Origin of the sequence: Ochrobactrum sp. XJ1 (genome assembly GCF_024701725.1) — a bacterium.
Classification (GTDB): Bacteria; Pseudomonadota; Alphaproteobacteria; order Rhizobiales; family Rhizobiaceae; genus Brucella; species Brucella anthropi.
This window is the reverse complement of record NZ_VDGD01000002.1, coordinates 282,717-301,007: the sequence shown is the minus strand read 5'-3', so window position 1 is coordinate 301,007 and position 18,291 is coordinate 282,717. Positions and strand designations below refer to the sequence as shown.

Genomic DNA, 18,291 nt, shown 5'->3' with positions numbered 1-18,291 from the left:
CACGGTAATGTGTTAGCGAAGTTGGGATTAAACCGTCAATGCATATTCTTGTTGCGACAGCGCATCAGCGGGAAAATTCATTCCGGATGGCATTTTCTGCCTGTTCAGGCACTGTAAATCGCAAAAACCGGCGGGACATGTCCATGTCCCGCGCTTACTGCACTTTTCGAGATATGAAATCAGTCAGCGTCTGCAGCGAGCGACTTCACGAGATCGATGATCTTGCGGCGCACTTTCGGATCTGAAATTTTCGTGAAGGCGCGGGTCAGCTGAACACCTTCGTTGGAATTCAGGAAATCGACCACATAGGTTGCTTCATTGTCTTCCGCAAAACCGGCCTGGTTCGAGGAACCTGGTGCGTCTTCAAAAAAGAAGGAAACCGGGACATTGAGAATTGCCGAGATCGCCTGAAGGCGGCTTGCACCGACGCGGTTGGTGCCTTTCTCGTATTTCTGGATCTGCTGAAACGTAATTCCAAGGCTTTCGCCAAGTTTTTCCTGACTGAGGCCCAGCATGTTACGGCGAAGACGGATGCGGCTGCCGACATGCACGTCAATTGGGTTGGGCTTCTTTTTATTCTCAATCATACAACTGTCACTCCTCGCAGCTGCGAGCTTCCATTCATGCTCTGTTCATCTGAACAGCGATAACAATAAGTTTTGGGAGGTAGTCTGACGATTTTCCGCAAAAACCGTCGCCGCCGCGCCATAACATCGTAACAATATTAGTCTGTCAATGAAAACGCCTGCCGATTGGCAGTCGGAAAGCCATGCTCAACACGAGTAAGGTTAACAGCGCTACCAGAGATTGTCGTGAGCCATGTGGCGTGCCCCAAAATGGTGCACGAGATGACGGTAGGTAAGCGTCAACGACCCCGACAGCGTCATGTGCAAGTCCGTCGGTGATTCGACCATAAGCATCAACGACAGCTGAAAGACCATTGTTAGCTGCACGAATGAGGGGGAGCCCTTGCTCCACCGCGCGAACCTGTGCCTGGCGAAAATGCTGGTACGGACCCGGCGTATCGCCATACCATGCGTCGTTTGTCACATTGATGATGGCGCTGGCTTTTTGGCCCGTATATCCAAGCTCATCCGGAAAAATGGCTTCGTAACAGATCAGTGGCAGAAAGGTCTGGCCGTCTTTGACGTTCAGCGCCCGACGCGACGCACCGGCGGTAAATCCGCCCGGCATCTCCACCACTTCCTGAAGTCCAAGCCTGCGCAAAAAACTCTCATAGGGAAGATACTCGCCAAAGGGGACGAGGTGCACCTTGTCGGCGGCATCGACAATCACACCACGATCATCAATCGTATAAATTGAATTATAATAGCGCGGTTCACCGCCCCCTGATGCCTTCTCTTCACGAACGGCACCGGTGAGCAGCATCTGCCCGTCCTGTAGAACCTCGCCGATGCGGGACAGAGCCTCGGGCGTCGAGGTGAGAATATAGGGAACAGCCGTTTCCGGCCAAATGACCACATCGGGTTTCGGCTTGCCTTCCGCTGGCACTTCGCCCGTCAGCGACACCAGCTTGTCGAAGATAGACCGGCGCTCCGCATTATCCCACTTCATGGTCTGGGCGATAGACGGCTGTACGATGCGAACCGCGAGCGCTCCTTTTTCTTCACCGATTGCCGGCGCTTTTGAAAGCGTCCAGGCACCGAATCCGACATGCGCTGCCACCAGCAACAAGGCGAGAACAATGCCTGTCTTGGCAAACCGCCCACCAATCAGCAGAGCCGGTGCGGCAAAGACAAAGACGGCCAATGCGCTCATCCCGATCAGACCGAGCACGGCAACCGATTGCATCAGCAGCGGCGTCGGCATGATGGCATAGCCGATCGCATTCCACGGAAAACCGGTGAACAGGAAAAGACGCAGCCATTCCGCCAGCGCAAAGCCAAACGCTAGCGCGAAGATACGCCCCAAGCCGTCCGACCAGAAGATGCGCGCAACCATGGCTGCAAACGCATAGAATAGAGCCAGAAATGCAGGGAGGCCCAGAACAGCCAGCGGCAAGGCCCAGGCGAACTGGTCCGCATCAACCAGCAGCGCCGTTCCAATCCACCACAGTCCGGAAACGAAATAGCCAAACCCGAACCACCAGCCAACCATGGCCGCTGGCAACAGACGGCGAATCAGGCCGGCATTCGCTTTCGCAATGGCCCCGTCAATCAACCAGACCAAAATGGGGAAAGAAACGAAACCCGCCACAAAACCATCGAAGGGCGGCTGGGTCAGCGTGGCGAAGGCACCGCTCAGGAAAGCGGCCAACGCTCGACGCCAGCCGCTCGAAAGAATGATTTTCCCCGCCAGCCTTTCGATCATCAGGCCTCTTTGGGAGCGTCGGTTATGGTTTCAGCCTCTATAGGCTGGTCACCCGGCTTGGCGGACACGACAGCACGCTGCTGGCGACGGCGATCAGCCGCGGAAAGCGGCACAATACGCACTTTCTTCACCCGGCGCGGATCGACTTCCAGCACATGGAATTCATAGCCCGGAATAGCCTGCACCACTTCACCGCGAACCGGAATACGCCCCAGGACCGAAAAGATGAGGCCGCCGACCGTGTCGACATCCTCGCCATGTTCGCCGACTTCGAAGGATGGGCCGATTTTCGCGGCGAGCTCTTCCAGATCGGCGCGCGCATCGACAACGAACACGCCATCGGCTTCTTCGGCGATCATGATTTCTTCGTCGTCATGCTCGTCTTCGATATCACCGACAACCATTTCGACAATGTCTTCCAGTGAAACCAGACCGTCGGTACCGCCATATTCATCAATGACCAGCGCCATCTGGATATGGGTCGCCTGCATGCGCGCCATCAATCCGCTTGCCATCATGGATGGCGGCACAAACAGAACCTTGCGCATGAGATTGAGTTCACCGATCGTCTTGGTGAGATCGATCCGGCTCATGTCGAATTTGGCGGCCTTGTCTTCGGCCGTCGCCTTGCTGCGCGCGCTGCTACGGCGCGTGGTCTTCTGGCGGGCCTGCTTGGTGATGTAATTGAGAACATCACGGATGTGGATCATACCGCGCGGATCGTCCAGCGTCTCGGCATAGACCGGCATACGCGAATGGCCGGATTTTTCGAAAAGCTCCAGCACTTCCCAGAGCGGTGTGGAAATTTCCACTGCCTCGACATCGGCGCGCGGGATCATCACGTCTTCGACGCGAATCTCGCGCAGGCGAAGGATGTTATGCAGCATCGCCTTTTCTTCAGGCGAGAATGCTGAATCCTGTTCGCTTGCCGTGCTGGAAAGGGCATCGGCCAGATCTTCGCGCAGGGAAGATGATTGGCGCGAGCGCATGAACGGGAAAATATTAGACAAGAGGGAACGCTTCTCGGCCACTACAGGCCGCTGCGTACTTTGCCCTTCGGCGTCTTGAGTCTCGCTGCGATTTTCGCCAGCGGACGGGGGGTGCGATGTTTGATCAGCCATGGTCAATCGTTGTTAGGGTCTTATTCGGATACAGCATAAGGGTCGGGGATGGCAAGAGCATGAAGGATTTCACGCTCGCGCCCCTCCATAACCTCCGCTTCCGCATCGGTTTCGTGATCGTAACCCAAAAGGTGCAAAAAGCCATGCACGACGAGGTGAGCGAGATGGTTTTCGAGCGGTTTGCCCTCTTCACGAGCCTCACGCTCGACAGTTTCGCGCGCGATGATGATGTCGCCCAGCATCGGGCCCGGCTGCGCCCCGGCCTTGATCGGAAACGCCGGAAACGACAACACATTGGTCGGCTTGTCCTTGCCGCGCCATTCTGCATTCAGGGTCTGGATCGAGGCATCGTCGGTGAAGACAACACTGAGCTCGCTTGCCGCGCTTTTCAGGCCAAGATTGGCCCAGGCGGCCTCGACCGACTTTCTGACGAGCCCTTCAAGGGCGGTCTCATCCGGCCAATTGCCAGCTTCAACCATGATATCGATATGGATCGCGTTATTTGACACGTTCTGCGGCGGCTCTCCGTGCTGGCTAGCCGCATCATCCTTTCAGTTACAAGAAAGCTGCCTGCCAAGAGCGGTTCCCACTTTTGGGGACACGCTCGAAAAGGCAGACAGCTTTTCTTAAATCGTGATTCCAATAGGCAATTGCAAGATCACTCCGAACGCGCGTGCTGTTTGCCGTCGCGGTCGTAAGCTCCGACGATTGCCGCCACCAGCGGATGACGAACAACGTCTTTCTCCGTAAAGCGCACCTTGATGACGCCTTCGACATCGTCCAGCACGCGAAGCGCTTCAACGAGACCTGATTTCTGGCCCGGCGGAAGATCGATCTGGCTCGGGTCGCCATTGACCATCATGCGCGACCCCTCGCCCAAGCGGGTCAGGAACATCTTCATCTGCATGGACGTCGTGTTCTGCGCCTCATCAAGGATGACCGCGGAATGCGCCAGGGTACGCCCGCGCATGAAGGCAAGCGGCGCGATTTCGATCACACCTGCCGTAATGGCACGCTCAACCTTTTCGGCAGGCATCATGTCGTAAAGCGCATCGTAAAGCGGGCGCAAATAGGGATCGACCTTTTCCTTCATATCGCCCGGCAGGAAGCCCAGTCGTTCGCCGGCCTCGACAGCCGGACGTGACAGGATGATGCGCTCCACCAGACCGCGTTCCAGCAGCATCGCCGCATGGGCGACGGCAAGATAGGTCTTGCCGGTACCTGCGGGGCCGACGCCGAACACCAGCTCCGACCGGTCGAGCGCACGCATATAGGCATCCTGCGTCGGCGTGCGGGCAAAGATGGTCTTTTTGCGCGTGGAAATCTGGGCAGCAGAGAGCTTGCCCTTGTTTTCCATGGTCGGCAGCGTCAGCTGGTCGTCCGCAGCGATTGCCATGCGCAAGGCGCCGTCGACATCCGACGTCGTCAGCTCATGGCCTTTCTGCAGCGATTCATAAAGATGATCGAGTGCACGCCGCGCCTGCTCGGTTGCGGTCGGCTCCCCCCGGATCGAAAGCTGGTTTCCCTTGGAGCGGACATCCACGCCAAGCTTCTGTTCGATACGGGCCAGATTTTCATCGAACTGACCGTAAAGCGCGATGGCAAGACGGTTATTGTCGAAAGTGAGCACGATGTGGGCCATATCCGAGGCCCCGGTCGTCGGGCTTTTTTGCGTTTGATTGGTTGGCTTGGCAGACTTCAGCTTTTCCGTAGCGCTCAACCGTATCTCCTTAAAGCACAATCCTGAAAAGTTGCGACTTTTCAGACCAGATTATGCGTGAACGCAAACCGTTCACGCATTGCAATCGAAGTCTCGACAGGATTACCGGCAAGCGACTCAATACGCCGAAATTTTCTGCCTCGACATCATCATGCCTTCAGGCCAGTTTTTGCGCAATAAGGCTATTGGTCCCTGTGGATGTGATTTTCACATGAATGATGTCGCCGACCCGGTCATTGCTGTCATCGATGATGACAGGCAGGAGCCATGGCGAACGGCCCACCATCTGGCCTGCGACACGACCCGGCTTTTCAAGCAGCACATCCATCTCGCGACCGATCATGGAATCCTGAAATACATATTGCTGTTCGGACAGGAGAGCCTGAAGGCGCTGAAGGCGCTCATCCTTGACCGCTTCCTCTACGTGATCGTCGAGATCGGCACCCGGCGTGCCGGGGCGAGGCGAATATTTGAACGAATAGGCCTGCGCGTAATTGACCGCGCGCACTAGCCGCATCGTGTCTTCGAAGTCCTGATCGGTTTCACCGGGGAAGCCGACGATAAAATCGCCCGACAGCGCCAGATCCGGCCTCACTTCGCGGATGCGTTCGATCAGACGCACATATTCATCCGCCTTGTGACGACGGTTCATCGCCTTGAGAATGCGGTCAGAACCGGATTGTACCGGCAGATGCAGATAGGGCATCAGCTGGCGCAGATCACGGTGGGCGGCAATCAGGCTGTCGTCCATGTCGCGCGGATGGCTGGTCGTATAACGAAGCCGGGCAATGCCCGGAATGCGCGCCAGGCGAAACAGGAGTTCGCCCAAGCCCCATTCGCGACCATCATCACCAGCGCCGTGCCAGGCATTGACGTTCTGGCCAAGCAGGGTGAGTTCACGCACGCCGCTGTCGGCAAGGCGCTCGGCCTCTGCCACGATCTGCTTCACGCTGCGCGAAACTTCCGAGCCGCGTGTATAGGGAACCACGCAGAAGGTACAGAACTTGTCGCAGCCTTCCTGCACAGTGAGGAAGGCAGAAACACCGCGCTTGCGGGTTTCCTCGCGCTTGGGCGACGGCAGGTGTTCGAATTTATCTTCGAGAGCGTATTCGGTCTCAACCACCTTTTCGCCGCTGCGGACCCGCGCAAGCGCATTGGGCAGGCGATGATAGGTCTGCGGACCGATGACGAGATCGACATTCGGCGCCCGGCGCAGGATTTCCTGCCCTTCGGCCTGCGCCACGCAGCCCGCAACACCGATGGTCAGTTCCTTGCCATTCGCTTCACGCGCATCCTTCATCTTGCGCAGACGGCCAAGCGCGGAGTAGAGCTTTTCCGACGCTTTTTCGCGAATGTGGCACGTATTGAGCAGAACCAGATCGGCATCGTCCGGCGTATCGGTCGCAACATAGCCTTCCGCTGCAAGGCTGTCGGCCATGCGCTGGCTATCGTAGACGTTCATCTGGCAGCCATAGGTTTTTACGAAAACCTTGCGCACATTGGGGCGCTCTGCCGTGGGCTCGAGATCGGTAATATTGTCGCTCATGCGCGGCTATCTACAGCTTTTGTGACCATTTTGAAAGGTGACAATCTGAACACTTGGCTGAACACCCGATGGAGCAGTTGTCACTCTTCGGGAATCTCGCGCCCCAGCAACGCACTTTGCAAGAGCGAGCGCACACGGTTTTCCATTGTGCGAGCCAGCGCCTTGCGGTCTGTCTTGGCCGTTACGACGACCGGCTCGCCAAAACGCACTTCAACGTCGATAGCACCTTCACGCAAGATACCTTTCAGGTGCGGCAACAGCTCGACGTCGCCCGGCCATGATGCGATCGGGCGGAAATAACGGCCCATGGCCATGCCATGCACGCCCGTGTAGGCAATGGCAACCGGCTGAACCACGACTTCGGGTACATTGGCTTCCTTGATCGCGGCATGCGCGGCACCAAAAAGCGCGGTCTTGAACGGCAGGACGCGATTACCATCCGAGGTCGTGCCTTCCGCAAACAGCACCATAGCGTCGTCGGTTACCAGACGCCTTGCGATTTCGGATGTCTGTTCACCCGTTTTGCCCCGCCGTTCCCGCTCCACGAAAACGGTGCGCTGCAAAACGGCGAACATACCGAAAACAGGCCACTTCCTGACTTCCGACTTGGCGATGAAGGAGACCTGACCGACCGTCGACAGAACAATAATATCGCTCCACGAAATATGGTTGGCGACGAGTAACAAAGGTCGGCCCTCGTGCATCTGGCCGACGGTCTTGATGCGAAAACCGAACAGGCGTGCAGCAATACGATGGAAAAAGGTCGGCAGACGCCGCTTCCAGTTGTTCTTCAGCTTAAGCAACAGATACTGAACTGGAATAAGCGACAGGCTCAATGCGACCATTGCCGCGACGACGAGAAAGATGCGGATTGCTCCGATCATCGTGGCCCTGCCGGAGTACGGCTCAGGTCGCGGCGCAATATCAGCGCAGCCGAACGCCCATTGGCGGTTTCATAATAAGCGGGTCTGTCGCCAACCTTTTGGAAGCCGAGACGGCGATAAAGCGCCTGAGCGGCAACATTGGCCTCATCCACTTCCAGAAAAAGCGTTTCAGCGCGCTCCTGATAGAGATGGCGCAACACGGCATCCATCAGCGCGCGCCCGACGCCCTGGCGTTGCACATCACGCGCGACGGCGATCGTCAGGATTTCCGCCTCACCTGCCACCAGACGAGCCAGCACGAAACCACAGGCATCGTTCGGTTTGCCTTCCGCACGGGCAACAAAACCGAAAACCGTATCCTGTGCGATCAGCGATCTGAAATCGTCGGAACTCCAGCCGTGATGGAAAGCGACTGCATGAATACGCTGAATCGCATGACTGTCCTGTGCACCAAGCGGCTCCACCGAGATTTGTCTGCGACCGAAACGCCCAAACGGCAAGCCCATCATCGGCTATTCTCCGGTAGCCTTGCGCGGCAGCGCAAACCCGACCTGCGGCTTCGCATCAGGCCCACGCATGTAAAGCGGCTTCGGCGCATCGCCCGGCTGGCGCAAGCTTGCCAGATGCGCATAGATGCCGATTTTCGCGGTTGGCTCTATCGGGCCCAACTCGAAACGGCAACCAAGCACGTCATTGATCGCAGCGGCTGCAGAACCCGCAAGAACAGTATTTTCCGCTTGAGAAACAGCAAGAGCCTCCGCTCCCTCTCGCGACAGAACCAGCGGCTTCGCGCCCGGCAACCCTTTTGCATCGAATGATTGCGCATAAATCTCGCCACGATGCGCGTCGAGGAGAACCAGAATTGGCTTTTCCGGGGACAGTATCTGTGTTTCCGCAGCCAACGCTTCGAACGCCGTTATGCCGATGGCAGGAACGTCGAGCGCCAATGCAAAGCCACGTGCTGCCGAGACACCGATACGAACGCCGGTAAACGATCCCGGTCCGATATTGACCGCTACCCGATCCATATCGCGGAGCGACAGTTTCGCCTCAGTCACAGCACGTTCGATATAATCCATCAATACTTCCGCATGTCCCTTGCCGATGTTTTCGCTCACATCGGCAAGCACGACATCGCCGTCGGCATTGTAGACGGCAACGGAACACCAAGAAGCGGCAGTATCAAGCGCAAGTATCTTCATGCGCAACCGGGTAAATCAGATTTTACCTCGCGACAAGCCAAGTCTTGTCCAAAGGCTGGATCAGTTTCGTTTTTTAGCCCTTCTCGCGGAACAAAACTTGGCGATATGCGTTTGAAAACCGGGTGCGGCAACGTTTTTGCTTTGTCCTGACGGCGACAAGGCCCATTCAGCAATCGAGCCTTACAATGATCTGGCGGGTTCATTTGCGTTTGGAACACCCACCCGTGACCATAAGCGACATCTCCCAGCCGCTCCAAGCCGGATCGAACAACAGGATATGAGGATAAAATGTCCAAGAAGTCGATGCATGCAACCCGCAACGATCTTCCTTCCAATACGAAGACGACAATGATCGCGCTGCTCAACGAAAATCTAGCCGCGACAATCGATCTTGCCCTCATCACCAAGCAGGCACACTGGAACCTCAAGGGACCGCAGTTCATCGCCGTTCATGAAATGCTCGATGGTTTCCGCGCCGATCTCGATGAACATGTCGACACGATTGCGGAGCGTGCCGTGCAGATCGGCGGAACGGCCTATGGCACCACGCAGGTCGTGGCCAAGGAAAGCAAGCTCAAGCCTTATCCGACCGACATCTATGCCGTTCACGACCATCTGCTTGCACTGATCGAGCGTTATGGCGACGTTGCCAATCTTGTGCGCAAGTCGATCAAGGATGCAGATGATGCAGGTGACGACGATACGGCGGATATTTTTACCGCCGCTTCCCGTGGTCTCGACAAGGCATTGTGGTTCCTTGAGGCCCACGTTCAGGAAAAGAACTGACCTCACAGATGCAATGAAAAGGCCGGGAATTCCCGGCCTTTTCTATTCGCGATAATCAGTTGGCCCATTCGCCGCTGCGCATCACTGGTTCTCGGGTTCCATCCGCATTGATGCCATCAACGTCGATCTGGCCGGAGCCAATCATCCAGTCGATATGAATGAGACTCGAATTACCACCCTGCGCCTTGATCTGTTCCGGTGTCAGTTTTGCGCCGTCGATAAAGCACTTGGAATAGCACTGGCCAAGCGCGATGTGGCTTGCGGCATTTTCATCGAACAACGTGTTGTAGAACAAAAGCCCGCTCTGCGAGATCGGCGAGGAATGCGGCACCAGTGCCACCTCACCCAGATGACGGGCACCTTCATCCGTATCCAGCACCTTGTTGAGCACTTCTTCACCGCGGCTTGCCTTCGCCTCGACAATTCGTCCGCCTTCAAAGCGAACCGCGATATCCTCGATCAATGTGCCCTGATGCGACAGAGGCTTGGTGCTCGTCACATAGCCCTCGACCCGTAGTGCATGAGGTGTGGTGAACACTTCTTCCGTCGGAATGTTCGGATTGCAGGTAATTCCATTCTTCGCCGTAGACGCGCCGCCGTGCCATTCATGACCATCGGCAAGTCCGACCGTCAGATCGGTGTTCGGACCTTTGAAATGCAGGGCGCTATAAGCCTTGCCGTTCAGGAAGCGGGTGCGGGTGCGAAGCGCTGCATTGTGTGCCGCCCATGCGCCGACCGGATCGTCGACATCGACGCGTGAAGCCGCGAAGATCGCATCGGCCAGCTTGCGGGTCGCGATGTCCGCCGGCTCGTTCGGAAACATAAGCTTCGCCCATGCCGGATTGGGGTAGGAGACAATGTTCCAGTTGATGTCAAAACCGGCAATCTTTTCGAGAGCCGGCTGATAAGCTTTCGAGTTGGCCCGGTTGGCGCGTGAAACCTTGGCCGGGTCCTGGCTGGAGAGGAGCATCGGATTATCAGCTGCAATGGCCAAACGGGCAGCGCCATCCGAATAGGCCTTCGCCATTCCCTCATAGAGCCAGCTTGCCGCACGGTCGAAACTCGCGTCGGATGCGTTCTCGTAACGCGCAAGCGCCAATTCGTCATCCGCGAAGAATGGCGTTACCAGTCCGGCTCCAGCCTTGTAAGCATGCTTGGCGATAAGGCGAACCAGCGGCAAGGCCACGACCGGTGCGGTAATGACGAGATCCTGCCCCTCGCGCAATTGCAGACCAACGCGAACGGCGACTTCCGCGAGACGTTCGAGTTTCACCGGATCGATGACTGGGTTCAGCTGTTCATGAGCCATGGGTGGAAGACCTTTTTGGATATGGAATCACCGACAGTTTATCAGACGGCATAATTTCACCACCTTTTTTCCTGCCTTTGCAGTATAGTAATTCTGCAGTCAGTTGCAGGAGAAAGCAGACAGTAATGAATAAGAAAGTGCTTATTTTGCTGGGCGTTATCGGCCTTCTGGCGGGCTGCGTGACCATGACCCCTGAACAACGTCGTGCGGCCGACGAACAGACCTGCCGCAGCTATGGCTTTAAGGCCAAAACTGACGCTTTCGCCAACTGTCTCATGCGACTGGACCTCGATCGCAGAGCTGACCGGCGTGCCTGGCAGAATCAGGTCGATTTCTACGACACTCCGATGGTGATCTATCGCCCGATCTATCGCTGAAACTTTCGCCGAAAAGCGACGACAATCAGCCAGAAAATCAAAACGCCGGTCAGGTAGAACCAGACCGGCGTTGCAGATTATCTGATTGTAAAATCGCCTCTTATAGCGGTGCTTCTGGACGGTCCTGGGACAGAAGAAGCGCGCCAATGGCGTCAGCCTGCTTCTGGCTTGCCGGAGCATAGCCAAGCGATGTCGGCTGCGGGGCTGTCGTATAGAATTGCGGCTGGTAGGAGGCCACCTGCATATGCTGTTCCTGCTGAGGTGCAGCCACACCGCGATGGCGTGCCAGTCGTTCGCCACGGGCCTGCGGACCAGCACCAGTGCTCTGTTCCACACTTTGAGCCTTTGCCGCTTCCGCGAGTGCCACCTGAACGGTCGGTTCCGTTCCCGGAACTGGACCGGTCTGTGGCAAGGTCACATCATAAGACGGATCCTGCGGAACGGAAGGCGATTGCGGCGAATAGGCCATAGCCAGATTGTATGGCTCCTGCGGGACCGGATTTTGCAGCGAACCGTCGCGATTGCGCTTCTCGTAGAAGGAATTTCCACCGGCTACGAGCACGTAATGCATATTGTTGTAAGGGAACTTCAGACCCGCCGTGTGGAAAAACATGGCATTCTTGAGCTTCGGATGACGCTCACCCTTCAGAACTGCGTCAGCAGCGGCCTGAACATCAGGCAGCGCCTTGGAATTCATCTGGCGGGTAAGCACACCGGGCGCAAACTGGTTCTTCTGACCGACGACACCGCAAATCGTATCCGGATAACGTCCCGACGCGAGACGGTTCATGACGACCGTACCAACAGCCAGAAGACCGTCGGAACTCGAACGATTGGATTCGAAGAACATCGCACGTTCAAGGCAATTCTTGTCCCGTGCGGTGTAGGTGTAGGTCTTCACGCCATTGACGGATTTGACGTGGCTTGCCGCCGTCTTTTCCGAATTGGCTTTTCCCGAGGTTCCGGTTGTCGTGCAACCGGTCACCACGAAAGGCGCAATCACCAGCCCGATAAGAGCGGGCAATTTCCACTTCGCGGCGCGCGTCAATGGCTCAGTCTCATGTTAGGACCCTTAACTGATCCAGTCATCCATTCAGGCGAACACATCTGGAACGATGCGCGCGAACGTCTGACTGCGGTGCAAGTCAAAGAGGACGAAGATCAAAATCACACGTCCTACAGTCGCTCAATCGAATTCAAGGTTTTGGAATTTTTAGGCCAAAAAAAGGCGACGGGTCAAATCCCAACAATGCTGGAGACCGCTGAAAAGTCCTAAAACAATTCCGAATCGAGATTGCGAATGTGCCTACAAGCCCTTTAAATATATTAACAATTCCTTAACGAGAATTAGCGATTCAGGTAAGATATTGATTTAACGAGATTCAAAGTCTCGCAATACACGCCATATCGCTGCCTTAATTCGCTTTTGCTTGTACATTTTTTGCATACACATTCGTGGTGTTTCAAATCTTCTGCAGAATTTCTGCTTCCAGGCCGGTTCCATTGCTCTTTGTCAACTTTGACAACAGATTTGTAACATCGCGTGAGATTATGCTTTTGAGACCCGTTTCGGGTTGTTGCAATGCGAATCGGGCGAGCACGATCCGCACCTTGCAAAGCTGGGTCTTGAACAAAAACGACCCGCCACGGATACCGTGGCGGGTCGGACAAGTTCAATTCCTGACGCCGAGATGACCGCAGCGGTCACCCGAAAGAATAACCCGCACCCCGAACGGTGCGGATCGGATCGAGCGCACGACCGACATTGATCGCCTTGCGCAGCCGTCCGACATGGACGTCCACCGTGCGGTCGTCGACATAGATATCCGGTCCCCAAACGCCATCCAGAAGCTGGCTACGCGAGAAGACACGACCGGGCGACATCATGAAATATTCGAGCAGGCGGAATTCCGTTGGTCCGAGACGAACTTCCTTTTCCTTGCGATAGACACGATGCTGTTGGCGGTCGAGAACCAGATCGCCCACTTTCAGCACGTGCGAAAGAATGCTCGGATTCGACCGGCGCAACATCGCCTTGACGCGCGCAAGCAGTTCCGGCGTCGAAAATGGCTTCACGACATAGTCGTCCGCACCGACGCTCAGGCCGCGAACACGTTCGCTTTCCTCGCCACGTGCCGTCAGCATGATGATGGGCAGGCGTTCGGTTTCCGGCCATTGGCGCAAGCGACGGCAAAGCTCGATGCCCGATACGCCCGGCAACATCCAGTCCAGAATGAGCAGATCCGGTACGTTCTCGCGCAAGGCGATCTCGGCTTCGTCGCCGCGCAGCATTGTATCGACCTGGTAGCCCTCTGCCTCAAGATTATAGCGAAGAAGAACGCTCAGCGCCTCTTCGTCTTCTACCACAGCGATTTTGGGTGCCTGTGACATCCAGTATTTCCCTATCCAAATTCGGCGGGCGGTGGATACAATCCCCCCAATCGACCGCGTGCCGCCGCGCTATTCACTCATTCTCAACCGCCGGACCGTGGTCCGGTCGGCTGTAGTTCAGGGTTTACGCGCCTCATCCACGACAATACCGTGGCTCAGGTCTTCCTTCGGTCGTTCGGCCGGCATTTGCAGGCCGGTCACGATGTAGTAGACGGTCTCCGCAATATTGGTCGCGTGATCGCCGATACGCTCGATATTCTTTGCGCAGAATAGAAGATGCGTGCAGGCGGAAATATTGCGCGGGTCTTCCATCATGTAGGTCAGCAGCTCGCGGAACAGTGACGTGTACATGGCATCAATCTCGTCGTCGCGGTCGCGAACGACATTGATCTGCTGCACCGAGCGCGACGCATAGGCGTCGAGAACATCCTTGAGCTGGGTCAGCGCCAGCTCAGCGAGTGTTTCGAGCCCACGATAAAGCTTTACCGGTTGACGCGATTCCGAAACGGCGGCAACGCGCTTGGCGATGTTCTTGCCCAGATCGCCCACGCGTTCCAGATCGGCAGAGATGCGGATCGAGCCGATGATCTCGCGCAGGTCCACAGCCATGGGCTGACGCTTGGCGATAATCATCACAGCCTTGTCGTCAATCTCGCGCTCGCTGGCATCGAGAATGAGATCGTCGGATATGACGCGCTGTGCGAGCGCATTGTCCGCATTGACGATAGCGGCGACCGACTGCTCGACCATACGTTCCGCATGTCCGCCCATTTCGGCGATCTTATGGGAGAGAAACTTCAATTCCTCGTCGTAGGAGCGAACGGTATGCTGAGACGGCATAGTAGACCTCGTAATATAAATTGCGGGGAAGCCGCACTGTCTATCTGTTGAAGCGCAGTTCCGGATCAGCCGAAGCGTCCGGTAATGTAGTCCTGCGTGCGCTTTTCGGTCGGCGCGGTGAACATGGTTTCCGTGTCACCCACTTCGACCAGATTGCCGAGGTGGAACATGGCGGTGCGCTGCGAAACACGCGCGGCCTGCTGCATGGAGTGCGTGACGATGACAATCGTATAGTTCTGGCGCAGTTCGTCGATCAGCTCTTCCACCTTCGCGGTCGCAATCGGGTCGAGCGCCGAGCACGGTTCGTCCATGAGAATGACTTCCGGGCTCACCGCAATCGCGCGTGCGATGCAAAGACGTTGCTGCTGGCCGCCCGAAAGACCGGTGCCCGCATCGTGCAGACGATCCTTCACTTCCTCGAACAAGCTCGCCTTCTGCAAGCTCGTCACGACGATTTCTTCAAGATCGGCCTTGGTGCGGGCGAGACCGTGAATGCGTGGGCCGTAGGCGACATTTTCATAAATCGACTTCGGAAACGGATTCGGCTTCTGGAACACCATGCCGACGCGGGCGCGCAGTTCGACGACATCGATCTTCGGATCGTAGATGTCTTCATTGTCGAGCGTGATCTTGCCACCGACCTTACAGCCTTCGATCGTATCGTTCATGCGGTTAAGCGAACGCAGGAAGGTAGACTTGCCGCAACCCGAAGGGCCGATCAGCGCCGTGACCATCTTTTCCTGGATTTCCAGATCGACGTCAAACAGCGCCTGCTTCTCGCCATAAAATACGCAAACCTTGTCGCCGCGCATCTTTATGGAATTGGCGTTGGCGTTCATCTTTTCTCCTACGGCTTTCTCGAGAGATCGTTCAGTCATCAGGTTCATAGCTTTCGACTCCCGTTTACCAGCGGCGCTCGAAGCGGCGGCGCAGAATGATTGCTGCAATATTCATCACGGCAAGGAACAGAAGCAGGACGATGATAGCGCCTGACGTGCGTTCCACAAAGGCGCGTTCTGCTTCATTCGCCCACATGTAGATTTGTACAGGCAATGCCGTCGCTGGATCCATTGGCGTGGACGGCACGTCGGCGACGAAAGCCACCATGCCGATAAGAAGAAGCGGTGCGGTTTCACCAAGCGCATGGGCAAGGCCGATGATCGTTCCCGTCAGGATGCCGGGTGCGGCAAGCGGCAGGACGTGGTGGAACACCATCTGTGTTTTCGATGCACCAAGACCGAGGGCCGCAGCGCGGATCGACGGCGGCACCGCGCGAAGGGCGGCGCGGGTCGCGATGATGATGGTGGGAAGCGTCATCAGCGTCAGCACCAGACCACCGACCAGTGACGCCGAACGCGGCAGGCCGAAGAAGTTGATGAAAACCGCAAGCCCGAGCAGACCGAACACGATGGACGGAACCGCTGCCAGGTTGTTGATGTTCACCTCGATCATGTCGGTGAAACGGTTCTTCTTGGCGAACTCTTCCAGATAGATCGAAGCGGCGACGCCGATAGGCAGCGACAGACCGAGAACGATCAGCATCATGTAGAGCGAACCGACAAGCGCAACACCAAGACCGGAGGTTTCCGGACGGCTGGAGGCACCGAAGGTGAAGAGACCTGTATTGAAGGCCTCCTTCATGACGCCTTCTTCCGAAAGCATCTTCATCCAGCCCACCTGACGGTCAGAAACCTTACGGCTCGTCTCCGGCACGGAAAGGTCAATCTGACCTTTGAAGGCAGAATCGATGTCGGCGCCGGCCAGAACAGGAACGGTCTGCGTCGTGCCGATGAGCGATGGATTGTCCATCACCATCTTGCGTAGCTGAATGCGCACGCCGTCGGAATAGAAGCGGCCCAGATCACGCATTGCCGGACGGTCTGTCGCAGCAACACCCAGTTTTTCGGCCAATGCATTGCGCACCAGCAGCGGATAATTGGCCGTGATCAGCACATTCGGATCGGTCGCGCGCTTGTTGCCCGGGTCAATCACCTTTTCTTCAAGCTTGACCGGCAGATAAAGCGTCGTCTGCCAGAAGGCTGTATAGCCCTTGGAAAAGACCGAGAAGAGGAGCGCGCACAGAAAGAACACGCCGATGGCGATCGCAGCAATACCGTAATAGCGGAAGCGACGTTCGGCAGCGTAGCGGCGTTTCAGTCCGATATCGCGGCGCGTCGGCTGTGCCGTGGCGCCACTGGCGTTGAAGGTCGTATCGGTCATTATTCGTACTGCTCCCGGTACTTGCGCACGATATGCAGCGCAAAGATGTTCATGATCAGCGTCAGGACGAAAAGCGTGATGCCGAGTGCAAAGGCCACCAGCGTTTGCGGCGAGTTGAACTCAAGGTCGCCGGTGAGCTGGTTGACGATTTTCACCGTGATGGTGGTCATCGCCTCGAAAGGATTGATGTTGATGCGTGCCGCAACACCGGCAGCAAGAACCACGATCATGGTTTCGCCGATGGCGCGGGATGCGGTCATCAGAAGCGCGCCGACAATTCCCGGCAAAGCGGCAGGAAGGACAACACGTTTGACGGTTTCGGAGCGGGTTGCGCCAAGACCAAGCGAACCGTCGCGCAATGTCCGCGGCACGGCTGTGATGATGTCATCGGAGAGCGAGGACACGAAGGGGATCAGCATCACGCCCATGACGAGACCAGCGGTCAGAACGCTCTGCGCCATGATGAAGCCCTGACCGCCTGCAATGGCAATCGAGAGATCGCGCAGGAAAGGTCCGACTGTCACAAGGGCGAAGAAACCGTAGACGATGCTGGGAATACCGGCCAGAAGCTCAAGGACCGGCTTGACGATCGTGCGTACTCGGGGCGAAGCATATTCAGCCATATAGATTGCCGAGAACAGCCCCACCGGAACGGCGAACAGCATGGCCACAAGGGCAATGTAAAGTGTACCAGCCAGCAGCGGAATGAGACCGAACTGGCCTGTCTCACCACCCGAGCCGGCGGCGGCAAAGCGCGGATCCCATACGGTTCCGAAGAAGAACTCCCACGGCGAGACGGACTGGAAGAAACTGATCGTCTGGAACAACATCGAGCAGATGATGCCGACGGTCGTCAGAATGGCGATACCGGATGCGGCGATCAGTCCCCAGAGAACGATACGCTCGACATTATTGCGTGCACGCATGCGACGACTGATCGTGGAAAGGCCGAAGATCAGGCCTGCGATGGCTATCACCAAGGAAACAGCCGAACCGATGGTGTGCGTCAGCGCCGTTGCCTTTTTCAGGTAAAGCGCGATAGGCACCATGTAATCCTGGCCTTCAGTCGCGAGCGCCACGCCCTTGGATGCAAGAACGGCGCGAGCATCCTGATAGTTTGCCGGGAAGCTTTCCAGTTCGGCAGGCGTCAGCCGGTCAAGCCCGTTGGCCAGACCACGCACCATGCCAAGCTGCAGGCTGCGATTGGTGAAGGAGCCGTCCTCGATAGCATCCGGCAGACGGGCGGTCGCGCTGTGATCGAGATAGACCGACGTTCCAACGGCCCATACAGCGAGAAACAGAATCGCAGGCAATGCAGAAACGAGGAAAACCCACCAGCCATGATAATGCGGGCGGGAATGCATTTTCTCGGTCGGCGAGGCTTTTGCGGAAGCAGACTGCGCCTTGTCCAGTGCAACGGCACGCTGGCGGCCTATGAAGAATCCGATCAGCCCGATTGCAACGATACTGACGAGAACCAGAAAGAAGGACATTCAATTTCCCCGGTTGCCCTGATGAATGCGGACGGTTTTGAGGTGCAGCTTCCACCCATGCCGTTCCACGC

Annotated in this window: 18 protein-coding genes; 2 read left to right on the top strand and 16 right to left on the bottom strand. The window is 56.7% G+C overall.

From position 1 onward, the window contains the following. Nucleotides 1-179: 179 nt before the first annotated feature. From FG152_RS04260 to tsaB, 9 genes are all read right to left on the bottom strand, one after another. Entirely contained in the window at nt 180-587 is a 408-nt protein-coding gene (locus FG152_RS04260; RefSeq protein ID WP_010657769.1) for a helix-turn-helix domain-containing protein, read from the bottom strand. A gap of 145 nt (nt 588-732) precedes the next feature. Continuing rightward, a complete protein-coding gene (gene lnt, locus FG152_RS04255; RefSeq protein WP_010657768.1) occupies nt 733-2,331 on the bottom strand; it encodes an apolipoprotein N-acyltransferase in 1,599 nt (532 codons plus the stop codon). Beyond that, on the bottom strand, nt 2,331-3,452 hold the full coding sequence (locus FG152_RS04250) for a hemolysin family protein (protein WP_029375823.1): 1,122 nt from the start codon (nt 3,450-3,452) through the stop codon (nt 2,331-2,333). The genes lnt and FG152_RS04250 overlap by 1 nt, the downstream gene beginning before the upstream one ends. A gap of 20 nt (nt 3,453-3,472) precedes the next feature. After that, nucleotides 3,473-3,961, bottom strand: coding sequence for an rRNA maturation RNase YbeY (gene ybeY, locus FG152_RS04245; RefSeq protein WP_036595870.1), 489 nt, complete (start codon nt 3,959-3,961; stop codon nt 3,473-3,475). A 149-nt stretch (nt 3,962-4,110) separates the two neighbouring features. After that, on the bottom strand, nt 4,111-5,172 hold the full coding sequence (locus FG152_RS04240) for a PhoH family protein (RefSeq protein WP_029375821.1): 1,062 nt from the start codon (nt 5,170-5,172) through the stop codon (nt 4,111-4,113). 157 nt (nt 5,173-5,329) lie between these two features. Further along, complete coding sequence (gene miaB / locus FG152_RS04235; protein ID WP_029926170.1) at nt 5,330-6,718, bottom strand: tRNA (N6-isopentenyl adenosine(37)-C2)-methylthiotransferase MiaB; 1,389 nt, start codon at nt 6,716-6,718, stop codon at nt 5,330-5,332. Between the two features lie 80 nt (nt 6,719-6,798). After that, entirely contained in the window at nt 6,799-7,602 is an 804-nt protein-coding gene (olsA, locus tag FG152_RS04230; RefSeq protein WP_498985333.1) for a lyso-ornithine lipid O-acyltransferase, read from the bottom strand. Further along, the gene (gene rimI, locus FG152_RS04225) at nt 7,599-8,111 is read right to left on the bottom strand and encodes a ribosomal protein S18-alanine N-acetyltransferase (protein ID WP_029926174.1); all 513 of its coding nucleotides are present in this window, start codon (nt 8,109-8,111) and stop codon (nt 7,599-7,601) included. The genes olsA and rimI overlap by 4 nt, the downstream gene beginning before the upstream one ends. Before the next feature lie 3 nt (nt 8,112-8,114). Continuing rightward, nucleotides 8,115-8,804, bottom strand: coding sequence for a tRNA (adenosine(37)-N6)-threonylcarbamoyltransferase complex dimerization subunit type 1 TsaB (gene tsaB / locus FG152_RS04220; RefSeq protein WP_029926176.1), 690 nt, complete (start codon nt 8,802-8,804; stop codon nt 8,115-8,117). 288 nt (nt 8,805-9,092) lie between these two features. Between tsaB and dps the strand changes: the two genes are divergently transcribed. Further along, nucleotides 9,093-9,590, top strand: coding sequence for a DNA starvation/stationary phase protection protein Dps (gene dps, locus FG152_RS04215; protein ID WP_012091005.1), 498 nt, complete (start codon nt 9,093-9,095; stop codon nt 9,588-9,590). 55 nt (nt 9,591-9,645) lie between these two features. Here dps and FG152_RS04210 read toward each other — a convergent pair whose 3' ends face one another. Then, entirely contained in the window at nt 9,646-10,899 is a 1,254-nt protein-coding gene (locus tag FG152_RS04210; protein WP_029926178.1) for an aminopeptidase, read from the bottom strand. Between the two features lie 125 nt (nt 10,900-11,024). Here FG152_RS04210 and FG152_RS04205 point away from each other — a divergent pair, with 125 nt between their 5' ends. Continuing rightward, the gene (locus FG152_RS04205) at nt 11,025-11,276 is read left to right on the top strand and encodes a hypothetical protein (protein ID WP_029926180.1); all 252 of its coding nucleotides are present in this window, start codon (nt 11,025-11,027) and stop codon (nt 11,274-11,276) included. A 100-nt stretch (nt 11,277-11,376) separates the two neighbouring features. Here FG152_RS04205 and FG152_RS04200 read toward each other — a convergent pair whose 3' ends face one another. From FG152_RS04200 to pstC, 6 genes are all read right to left on the bottom strand, one after another. Beyond that, nucleotides 11,377-12,324 (bottom strand): cell wall hydrolase, encoded by a 948-nt coding sequence (locus tag FG152_RS04200; protein WP_498985331.1) that lies wholly within the window; start codon nt 12,322-12,324, stop codon nt 11,377-11,379. Nucleotides 12,325-12,980: 656 nt separating this feature from the next. After that, nucleotides 12,981-13,667: a phosphate regulon transcriptional regulator PhoB gene (phoB, locus tag FG152_RS04195; RefSeq protein WP_006468130.1), complete on the bottom strand. Its 687-nt coding sequence runs from the start codon at nt 13,665-13,667 to the stop codon at nt 12,981-12,983. A 117-nt stretch (nt 13,668-13,784) separates the two neighbouring features. Further along, complete coding sequence (gene phoU, locus FG152_RS04190) at nt 13,785-14,507, bottom strand: phosphate signaling complex protein PhoU (protein WP_010657755.1); 723 nt, start codon at nt 14,505-14,507, stop codon at nt 13,785-13,787. A gap of 65 nt (nt 14,508-14,572) precedes the next feature. Next, entirely contained in the window at nt 14,573-15,346 is a 774-nt protein-coding gene (gene pstB / locus FG152_RS04185) for a phosphate ABC transporter ATP-binding protein PstB (RefSeq protein WP_010657754.1), read from the bottom strand. Nucleotides 15,347-15,410: 64 nt separating this feature from the next. Continuing rightward, entirely contained in the window at nt 15,411-16,727 is a 1,317-nt protein-coding gene (gene pstA / locus FG152_RS04180; protein WP_029926188.1) for a phosphate ABC transporter permease PstA, read from the bottom strand. After that, nucleotides 16,727-18,220 (bottom strand): phosphate ABC transporter permease subunit PstC, encoded by a 1,494-nt coding sequence (pstC, locus tag FG152_RS04175; protein ID WP_010657752.1) that lies wholly within the window; start codon nt 18,218-18,220, stop codon nt 16,727-16,729. The genes pstA and pstC overlap by 1 nt, the downstream gene beginning before the upstream one ends. Nucleotides 18,221-18,291 lie beyond the last annotated feature (71 nt).

Excerpts from the sequence above, each read along its gene's own strand:
- FG152_RS04210 (WP_029926178.1), bottom strand. The coding sequence starts at position 10,899 with ATGGCTCATGAACAGCTGAACCCAGTCATCGATCCGGTGAAACTCGAA.
- rimI (WP_029926174.1), bottom strand. The coding sequence starts at position 8,111 with ATGATGGGCTTGCCGTTTGGGCGTTTCGGTCGCAGACAAATCTCGGTG.
- olsA (WP_498985333.1), bottom strand. The coding sequence starts at position 7,602 with ATGATCGGAGCAATCCGCATCTTTCTCGTCGTCGCGGCAATGGTCGCA.
- phoB (WP_006468130.1), bottom strand. The coding sequence starts at position 13,667 with ATGTCACAGGCACCCAAAATCGCTGTGGTAGAAGACGAAGAGGCGCTG.
- pstC (WP_010657752.1), bottom strand. The coding sequence starts at position 18,220 with ATGTCCTTCTTTCTGGTTCTCGTCAGTATCGTTGCAATCGGGCTGATC.
- pstB (WP_010657754.1), bottom strand. The coding sequence starts at position 15,346 with ATGAACGCCAACGCCAATTCCATAAAGATGCGCGGCGACAAGGTTTGC.
- tsaB (WP_029926176.1), bottom strand. The coding sequence starts at position 8,804 with ATGAAGATACTTGCGCTTGATACTGCCGCTTCTTGGTGTTCCGTTGCC.
- FG152_RS04205 (WP_029926180.1), top strand. The coding sequence starts at position 11,025 with ATGAATAAGAAAGTGCTTATTTTGCTGGGCGTTATCGGCCTTCTGGCG.
- FG152_RS04250 (WP_029375823.1), bottom strand. The coding sequence starts at position 3,452 with ATGGCTGATCAAACATCGCACCCCCCGTCCGCTGGCGAAAATCGCAGC.
- dps (WP_012091005.1), top strand. The coding sequence starts at position 9,093 with ATGTCCAAGAAGTCGATGCATGCAACCCGCAACGATCTTCCTTCCAAT.
- miaB (WP_029926170.1), bottom strand. The coding sequence starts at position 6,718 with ATGAGCGACAATATTACCGATCTCGAGCCCACGGCAGAGCGCCCCAAT.
- FG152_RS04260 (WP_010657769.1), bottom strand. The coding sequence starts at position 587 with ATGATTGAGAATAAAAAGAAGCCCAACCCAATTGACGTGCATGTCGGC.
- pstA (WP_029926188.1), bottom strand. The coding sequence starts at position 16,727 with ATGACCGATACGACCTTCAACGCCAGTGGCGCCACGGCACAGCCGACG.
- lnt (WP_010657768.1), bottom strand. The coding sequence starts at position 2,331 with ATGATCGAAAGGCTGGCGGGGAAAATCATTCTTTCGAGCGGCTGGCGT.
- phoU (WP_010657755.1), bottom strand. The coding sequence starts at position 14,507 with ATGCCGTCTCAGCATACCGTTCGCTCCTACGACGAGGAATTGAAGTTT.